General features: G+C 39.8%; 7 protein-coding genes and 1 pseudogene. 3 read left to right on the top strand and 5 right to left on the bottom strand.

Features of this window, described 5'->3' with window-relative positions; genetic code table 11:
• Positions 1–219, top strand: a pseudogene (locus tag DBR11_RS04135) (twin-arginine translocase TatA/TatE family subunit); the annotation flags it as partial.
• A gap of 96 nt (positions 220–315) precedes the next feature.
• On the opposite strand, the gene DBR11_RS04130 reads toward DBR11_RS04135, so the two are convergent.
• Both DBR11_RS04130 and DBR11_RS04125 read right to left on the bottom strand, forming a co-directional pair.
• Positions 316–1,224, bottom strand: a complete 909-nt coding sequence (locus DBR11_RS04130) for an alpha/beta fold hydrolase (protein WP_108550349.1) — start codon at positions 1,222–1,224, stop codon at positions 316–318.
• Positions 1,225–1,359: 135 nt separating this feature from the next.
• Positions 1,360–1,806, bottom strand: coding sequence for a hypothetical protein (locus tag DBR11_RS04125; protein ID WP_146186454.1), 447 nt, complete (start codon positions 1,804–1,806; stop codon positions 1,360–1,362).
• Between the two features lie 281 nt (positions 1,807–2,087).
• Here DBR11_RS04125 and DBR11_RS04120 point away from each other — a divergent pair, with 281 nt between their 5' ends.
• Together DBR11_RS04120 and DBR11_RS04115 are read left to right on the top strand one after the other, a co-directional pair.
• Positions 2,088–3,068: an AraC family transcriptional regulator gene (locus DBR11_RS04120; protein ID WP_108550347.1), complete on the top strand. Its 981-nt coding sequence runs from the start codon at positions 2,088–2,090 to the stop codon at positions 3,066–3,068.
• A gap of 2 nt (positions 3,069–3,070) precedes the next feature.
• The gene (locus DBR11_RS04115) at positions 3,071–4,090 is read left to right on the top strand and encodes an AraC family transcriptional regulator (protein WP_108550346.1); all 1,020 of its coding nucleotides are present in this window, start codon (positions 3,071–3,073) and stop codon (positions 4,088–4,090) included.
• On the opposite strand, the gene DBR11_RS04110 is transcribed toward DBR11_RS04115, so the two are convergent.
• From DBR11_RS04110 to DBR11_RS04100, 3 genes are all read right to left on the bottom strand, one after another.
• Positions 4,087–5,670, bottom strand: coding sequence for a Na+/H+ antiporter (locus tag DBR11_RS04110; RefSeq protein ID WP_108550345.1), 1,584 nt, complete (start codon positions 5,668–5,670; stop codon positions 4,087–4,089). The genes DBR11_RS04115 and DBR11_RS04110 overlap by 4 nt on opposite strands.
• Positions 5,671–5,775: 105 nt before the next feature.
• Positions 5,776–7,305, bottom strand: coding sequence for an aldehyde dehydrogenase family protein (locus tag DBR11_RS04105; protein ID WP_108550344.1), 1,530 nt, complete (start codon positions 7,303–7,305; stop codon positions 5,776–5,778).
• Positions 7,306–7,319: 14 nt separating this feature from the next.
• The coding region (locus DBR11_RS04100) for a DUF1338 domain-containing protein (protein ID WP_108550343.1) at positions 7,320–8,211 on the bottom strand (892 nt) is incomplete at its 5' end.

Below are 8,211 nucleotides of genomic sequence, written 5' to 3'. Positions count from 1 at the left end.
GAACTGGCCCGTGGATTAGGTCAGGGAATAAGAGATTTTAAAGATGCCTCTGAAGGTGTAAAAAGAGAAATCCACCGAAACATCAACAACTTGGATGTTCGGGAAGATTTAAAAACCGAAACGGTTAAAGTACCTACTCCAACTGCAGAACCTATCAACTTAACGAAGGAAGTTGTTTCCGAAGGCCTTGCTGGGATAAACCTGTCGAAAAACGATTAATTTTTATAAAAATTCACGTTCAACACAATATTACTTCTGGTTTGACGTCTTTATATACGAGAGCGTTAATTTAGATTAGGCGGGAATGGTCGGAGATCATTCCCGCTTTCCTTTTCCCGATTTATCAAGAAATCTTTCAATCATTGGAATAACAAAGTCTTCCTCTTTAGAAGCCAATTTAAGTGTGGTTATTTCCCCAATGTACTCGCCATGGATACCTGGAATTATAGCCAATTCTGAGTTGGTCATCTGTCTATGCATTTCAATAGCATGCTCGGGTGTTATAATATCTTTGTCTCCTATAATAATTAGGGCTGGTGCTTTAATAGATTCAATCTGTTTGTCTGGTATATCTGTAAAATTCACCATTCTTTTCGCATCCTTATCATGCATATTCTGCAAACCTTTAGGATCTGGTGTTACCTGAAGGTAAGCCTCTTTTAACGGTTCAGGCATATTGGCCAACTTTGCCCCTTTCATAAAATCCCAAAACTGTACAGGAACACCATTGCGTTTGCAAAGTGCAGAACCTAAAATCATCTTATTTACTATTTGAGGATAACGAATGGCAATCTGAACAGTCGTTGTCCCTCCGTTGCTGAAACCAAAAAAGTCTGCTTTATCAATATTCAAATGCTTTAAAAGTACAGCAACATCATCTGCATCCTGCTCAAATGATACATCCTTATCTCTGTCACTTGTTCTTCCGTGAGCTTGCAGCTCTACCGCTATCACTTGTCTATGTTGAGCAAGCATTGGTATAACCCTGCCAAAAGTGGTTTGGATGGTAGAGCCGCCGCCATGAAGCAAAACAAGAGGTTTGCCCTTTCCATAAATTTCATAGTACATTTTAATTCCATTGACTTCCGAATAGCCTTTTTTCGACATCAACGTGTCATTTAGGCTTCTCTTGACTTGATTAGCGTTCTCTTTTGATTGGTTCGCCTTACTGCAAAACGATAATATCAGCAGTGCAATAACGGAGTATACAATTGTCCTTTTCATCTTTATAAATTTAAATTAAATACATTACGCAAGCATTCACTTGCAAATATATAAGCAAGTATTTAATTGCGCAATTTTTATAAAGTTTTTTTTATAAAAAGACTGGTGAATAGTAGCTGGTCATGGCTTTTTGGCCTATACAGATAGTACGTTCTGATTATATTCTTTATCGCAGATATGATCTGTCATTTCTCTTGTAGCTGATTCCAGGTCTTTTACAGACTTACGCAAGTAAAACATCATCTCTTTAACGTTTTGTTCAGTAAGATCCTCATCGTCCATTAATTCAACAATTTTCACAATATTCGTAACCGGATTTCTAACCTTATGTGAAGTGATAAAGATGATTTCCTCGAGTGTCTCTGTGTAGGAGGTCGTTTGGTTTGACAACTGATTTCGTACTTTTTTATAGTCTAAAGCAATAGCTGTGGCAACCCATAAACCAATAACAGAGATGATCCTGTTTACCGGAAACATCCATTGCGAAACAGGTAAATCAGACGAAAAATAGAGATAGTTTAAAATGATAAGCGCTGTAGATAAGCTGGCTACGCAGATAATGATCTTCTTTGATTCTTTCATCACAATTGGAATACATGCTATGTATAAGATACCGAATCCCCCCGAAGTCTCTAAAGGGGTTAAATAATCAAGGATACAAATCTGTAAAAGACAGATTGCTGCCAATATTAAATGTTTAGGATTTTGACGTGGTTCTATCATGGTACAAATGTCCGTTTATCCGAAAAGATGGAATGGTTCAATAAGACTTTTGAATACCACAATAAGACTTTTCCTCCCTATCTTTATTATAGTGAAAAGACTGAGTGTAGCAATTACCTGGAATTTAACGTTTTTAAATTATGAGAGAAGTCATTCATCAGTATGGTGTTGAGCTGGATTGGGTTGCAGATATTGCCCCTAAACTAGGTGGCTATGTAGAGGGGAATTATATCATTGTTCCAGGTGAAGAACGGCCTGGAACACGCTTCATTCTTCAGATCAACGAAAATATAACTGTATTTGTAATCAATGTCAGTTACAATGAAGATGTTATTTACAAGTTAAGAAATACCCGTGATGATTTTGTTGGTGTCTATTTCAATCTCACGGAAGGCGATGCAGTACATGTATTAAACAACATGCCCAGGATGGCTGGCCGGTGGGCTTGTAACCTCGCCGTATTTGATGCAGGCTTAAATGGTGAATACATTGTTAAATCAGGTTCAACAACATTTAAATTAGCTATTTTCATTAAGAAAACTGCTTTAAAAAGCTATTTTGCTAAAGATGAACATTACGCACAGGTCTTAGACTCGGTTTTTGATCCAGCACAAAACACAATTGTTAAATATGACAGGATGAGTAATCAAGCCTGGTGGCTGATGAATGAATTAAGACATACCAAAGCCACCGGTCCGCTATACGAAGCTGTGGTAACAGGCACCGTCTATGGCTTACTTAGCGACTACCTGGATCAAATGATTAACCAGGAAATTATAATTGAACAGGTTATACAGGAAGACGTGGCCTGTATTATTCGTTCTCAGGCCTATTTAATAGACCACATTGCAGAAGCTTTTGCTGGAATCTCTACCCTCGCAGCCCACGCCCATATGTCTGAAACTAAATATAAAAAGCTCTTTAAAAAAATTACAGGGTTTAGTCCTAATGCTTTCTTTTTAACAAATAAGCTCTCTTTTGCCAAAGAAGCATTAGAGACAGGTAATTTTACAATCGGAGAAATTGCAGCTCAATTTAACTTTACAGACGCCTCACATTTAATTGAACAATTTCGCACTGCTTATGGTATTACTCCTAAAGAATACTTAACACTCCTATAGGAATGACCGGCGAGAACATCAGATCCCTAAATTACTACTACACACTAGGCCCGGATTGGCAGCATCAGATTGTCAAAAGCTTAGGTGCTCAATTGATTGACAATAAGCTTTTAATTATTCCGGAAGATATTGCCTCAGGCGGTTCTATATTCTTAGAGGTAGCACCGGGATTATCTGTGCACCTTTTGGACATGACATTCCATGTGCCTGTTGCCATTACAAGACTTCCAAAAGACCATAATTATTATATGATTTATTATAATATCGGGGATGAAATAAGCACTCACATCCTCGGGGATACCGTACACAAAGTAGGCTATCATTCAAAATTAGGAATGGGGTTTATGGATTGCGGCGTAAAAGGTGTTATCATGCCTCCTGTGGGCGAACGGACTTACAGCTTAAGGCTATTGGTTGATAAAACCTATTATAAATCGCTTGCTGCAACAAACCGGACCGCTGAGGTTACAGATTTGTTATTTGACGAATCTAAAAACACCTTGTTCTTTTACAGCCATATTGATAGCAGAAGCAAAGTTTTGCTGAATGAATTGAAGAGAGAACATCACTTTTCTGGCTCTTCTTTCGAATTAAAGTTAAAGCATATCGCCTTATATCTATTAAACTATGTAGTAGAGCGGACTGCCCGTTTTGAGCCGATTATCAATAAGCTTTCTCAGCAGGATATTGACAATATCTTAAAAACATCACAGTATATGCTGGATCATCTTTTATCAGAATTCCCTGGATTACCTGCCATGGCCGAGATGGCTGAAATGTCTGGCACAAAATACAAAGTTCTTTTTAAGAAGATTCTGAAAGAAAGCCCAAATCATTTTTTCTCTAATGAGAAATTGCTTCTAGGTCAGCGGCTTTTACAAAGCGGCGACTTTTACAATGTGAAGGACATTGCTTATGAACTGGGCTATAATAATCCAGGTTATTTTACCAAGCTTTATAAAAGAACATTTGGGGCCACTCCTGCCGATGTTTTGGTCAGCAAAAAAATGCGTGATTTCTAAATAACCTTCAGTCGTTCTTCCTCAAGATCAATCTGGTACAATTGCTGGTGAATAAGTTCTTCGTTAATAGGAGAGTTCTTATTGAGTTCTGTGAGGTATTGTCTTTGGCTTTCGAGCAGTTCAACAAAGATGATCTTCGTTTTTTCATTCATCCAGCTATCATCTGTAGCTTTTGATTTCTCTTCCCAATGCTTTAAAAATTTCTCCATACCAGCATGTCCGTTCAAGTCATTATCATACTTGTTTTTAAGAAATTTATAGACATGTTCCTTTAGCCCCTGCTTCATTTTTTGTTTAGCCGATTCTTCAGCCTCCTCACTAAATATTGGACCAAAGGCCCCTGTACGATTGATAAAATAAGGAAGTGTAAGCCCTTGTACCACAAGCGTAAGCAATATAACAACAAAAGTGATAAACAGTATTAAATCCCGGTTCGGAAAAGCAATCCCATGATCAAATGTTACAGGTATAGACAGTGCAGCGGCTAACGACACAACACCACGCATCCCTGTCCAACCAAGGAACAATGGCATAATCCAACGCATTTTTCTGGAAGTCACAGCAGGTGCTACGCTCGGGCGGAAGATTAGCGTGGCTGCCATTGCGGTATAGGAACTGGTGATACGGGCGGCAATTAACACCCCTGTAACCAGTACACCATAGCCAATAGCCGTACTTAACGGAATCCCTTTTGAGCGCAATCCTCCTATAATTTCGGGAAGTTCAAGGCCGATGATCATAAAGACGATGCCATTCAAGATAAATATGAAACTTTCCCATACACTAAATGCCCTTATACGACTCGTGCTACTTAAAAAGGTTAGCCTTCTCGCAGACATAAATAAACCGCCGCTTACCACTGCAAGCACTCCAGAACTGTGTACCTGTTCCGCTATCCAGTACATAAAATAAGGTTCAATAAGCATAAGTGCTATATCTGAAGGCGCATCCGTTGGCAAATATTTATGTGCCTGGACAAATATCCAGCCCAACAATAACCCAATACCCGCACCGCCAATAACCATCCACAAAAAGCTCAGTGCTGCATCCTGCCAGATAAACTGACCAGTGCCAACGGCCACCAATGCAAAACGAAAGATGATCAGCGAGGACGCATCATTTAACAGACTTTCACCCTCTAAAACAGCCGAAGTGGACTTAGGTATTTTAACAAACTTTGTAATAGCTCCGGTACTTACTGCATCGGGTGGAGATACAATACCACCCAATAAAAATCCAAGGCCAATGGTAAAGCCCGGGAGCAGGTAATTGGTAACCAGAGCTACAGATAACGCTGTAAAAAAAACCACAAGGAAAGCAAAACTGCCAATGATACGCCACCATTTTCTCATTTCTTTAAAAGAGATAGACCAGGCTGCCTCAAAAAGCATGGGCGGAAGAAAAATAAAGAAGATCAGATCAGGGTGAATCTTTACCATGGGCAATCCAGGTATAAAACTGATCAATAGCCCCCCAACAACCAATAGAATGGGATAAGCAATTTTGAGTTTGGCAGCCCACATGTTCAACAGTACGATGACCATGATCATGGCTAGTAAAAAAGGTAGAATTGAATGCATCACTGGTGTTTTGCTTTCAATTTATAAAAAAACTTTTAAACAGCCTTGGCCGTAAACTTTTTATTTCGCTGACGGCCAAGGCATGTCCTGCCTCCTGATCAAATGTTAAAGATCAAATTTTATACCCTGGGCAAGGGGCAGCGTATTTGAATAGTTGATGGTATTTGTTTGTCTGCGCATATAAGCTTTCCAGGCATCTGAACCACTTTCTCTTCCTCCTCCTGTTTCTTTTTCCCCTCCAAATGCGCCACCAATTTCTGCGCCTGATGTACCGATATTTACATTAGCAATCCCGCAATCAGAGCCATTTGCAGATAAAAATTGTTCCGCTTCACGTAAATTCAGGGTCATTATTGCCGACGACAAGCCTTGAGGAACACCATTTTGCAAGGCGATGGCCTCTTCCAGTGTTTTATATTTGATCAGATACAGTATCGGAGCAAACGTTTCATCTTGTACAATTCCATAATCATTTTTAACCTCGGCAATACATGGCTTAACGTAACAGCCGGAGATGAATTCATCACCATCCAATACCCCTCCTTCTACAACAAAAACGGCACCTTCTTCTTTTCCCTTTGCAATCGCATTATTATACATCTCAACGGCCTGTTTATCTATAAGTGGCCCCACATGATTATTCTGATCTAAGGGATCACCTATGCGAAGCTGGGCATAAGCTTTTACCAATTTAGCCTTCAATGTTTCATAAATATCTTCATGGATAATTAACCTTCGGGTAGAGGTACAGCGCTGTCCTGCAGTACCAACTGCTCCAAATACCGCTCCGATGATCGACATTTCCAAATCTGCATCTTTAGAAACAATAATTGCATTATTTCCACCCAACTCCAGAATACTACGTCCAAACCTTGAAGCAACTGCCGAAGAAACCACTCTTCCGATCTTTGTAGATCCGGTAAAGGAAACAAGTGGAATACGTTTGTCATTATTGATCATATCGCCCGCCGCATTGCCAATCAGCAAATTGCTTATCCCCTCAGGCATATCGTTCGATTTAAGAACCCTGGCTATAATTTGCTGACATGCAATGGCACAGAGTGGCGTTTTAGAAGAGGGCTTCCAGACACATACATTTCCACAAACCCAGGCCAGGGCAGTGTTCCATGCCCAAACTGCAACAGGGAAGTTAAAAGCAGAAATGATACCTACAATACCCAGAGGATGCCATTGCTCGTACATTCTATGATTTGGCCTTTCCGAATGCATGGTTAATCCGTAAAGCTGACGGGAAAGTCCAACAGCAAAATCACATATGTCGATCATTTCCTGAACCTCACCTAAACCTTCCTGCAAACTTTTACCCATTTCATACGAAACCAAGGTGCCCAGATCTTCTTTATGTTCGCGAAGCGCATCACCAAATTGACGTACGATATCGCCACGTTTTGGTCCTGGAATATTTCTCCAGAATAAAGATGCCTCCTGAGCCTTTTTTAACACAACTTCGTAATGAGCTGCGTCGGTACTTTGAACTTCTGCAATCAAAGTCCCATCAACCGGTGAAAATGAGCTGATTTGTTTGCCTTCGGAGCTTAGCCATGAAGAACCTGTAGAGGTTCCCTGATTGACTTCGTCAATTCCTAATCTTTTTAAAATTTGATTCATCTTCATTTCGTTTTGTTTGATCAGGATTCCGTTTGCCTGATATATGTACTTTCAAAAATTTTATCTGCATTGCCTGTTTCAAATCCCTCTCTGCGGTGTTCGGGTTTGATTGACAGGGCGGGTAGGTTTCTAAATTCCGGCAATACCAGACGTTCAGAAAATTCTACATAGCTCCCTGCTATTGGCATGGTTTCCCCATCAGAAAAACCCGCCAAATGCATTTGAGCAACGGTGCTGCTCTGACGCAATAAGCCATCCGGGCTTACTTTAATTTTTCCACCTTCAGCATTCAACTTCAGTCCTAATGATTCTACAAACTCATTAAAGCTTTCCAGTGTATTATAACCCTCCTTCAGGTCGTGAACACTAATCGTATAGTGATTTAAGTAATAGCGGTTAAAGATGACCCATGCAGCATATTCACTTTCTTCAAGTAAATCCTGGTAATCCTTTTTATTAGGAAGTTCCCATAGAGATTGGTGAAAAAATTCTCCAACAGCCTTTCCATCACTAAGATCCAGAAGATCAACAGGATCTTTCACAATATGTTTTGTGTACCCCTGAATGATCCTTTGGGCACGTTCGGAGAGCTGGTCTACGATCAATTCGCTCATAAAAATCCTTGGATATTCAGCAGAAGGTGGTGAATACCAATAAGCGTTCAGTTTTTTACTTTCAAAATGGTAATAGTCCCTTTTTTGATAACCATGATGCAGGAATATCTTTTCAAAAGAAGCGATCCCCAAATTCGGAACACCCATTGTTCTGAAGGCAATATGATCATTGATGATCTCTTTTTGTGACGCAATCACACCCTTTTCAACGAGTGCATCTGTGATCTTCTTTACGGCCGGCACCTGATTCCGGTACCGCTCAAAAAGAATATTTAAAAAAACGTCTAAAGGTTTATTT

This window comes from Pedobacter sp. HMWF019 (assembly GCF_003061025.1).
Lineage (GTDB): Bacteria > Bacteroidota > Bacteroidia > Sphingobacteriales > Sphingobacteriaceae > Pedobacter.
Note: the sequence above shows the minus strand (reverse complement) of the source record. Positions and strands in the feature narration are given on the sequence as shown.

Coding starts and splice junctions, on each gene's coding strand:
- DBR11_RS04115 (WP_108550346.1), top strand. CDS start 3,071: ATGACCGGCGAGAACATCAGATCCCTAAATTACTACTACACACTAGGC.
- DBR11_RS04120 (WP_108550347.1), top strand. CDS start 2,088: ATGAGAGAAGTCATTCATCAGTATGGTGTTGAGCTGGATTGGGTTGCA.
- DBR11_RS04130 (WP_108550349.1), bottom strand. CDS start 1,224: ATGAAAAGGACAATTGTATACTCCGTTATTGCACTGCTGATATTATCG.
- DBR11_RS04125 (WP_146186454.1), bottom strand. CDS start 1,806: ATGAAAGAATCAAAGAAGATCATTATCTGCGTAGCCAGCTTATCTACA.
- DBR11_RS04110 (WP_108550345.1), bottom strand. CDS start 5,670: ATGCATTCAATTCTACCTTTTTTACTAGCCATGATCATGGTCATCGTA.
- DBR11_RS04105 (WP_108550344.1), bottom strand. CDS start 7,305: ATGAAGATGAATCAAATTTTAAAAAGATTAGGAATTGACGAAGTCAAT.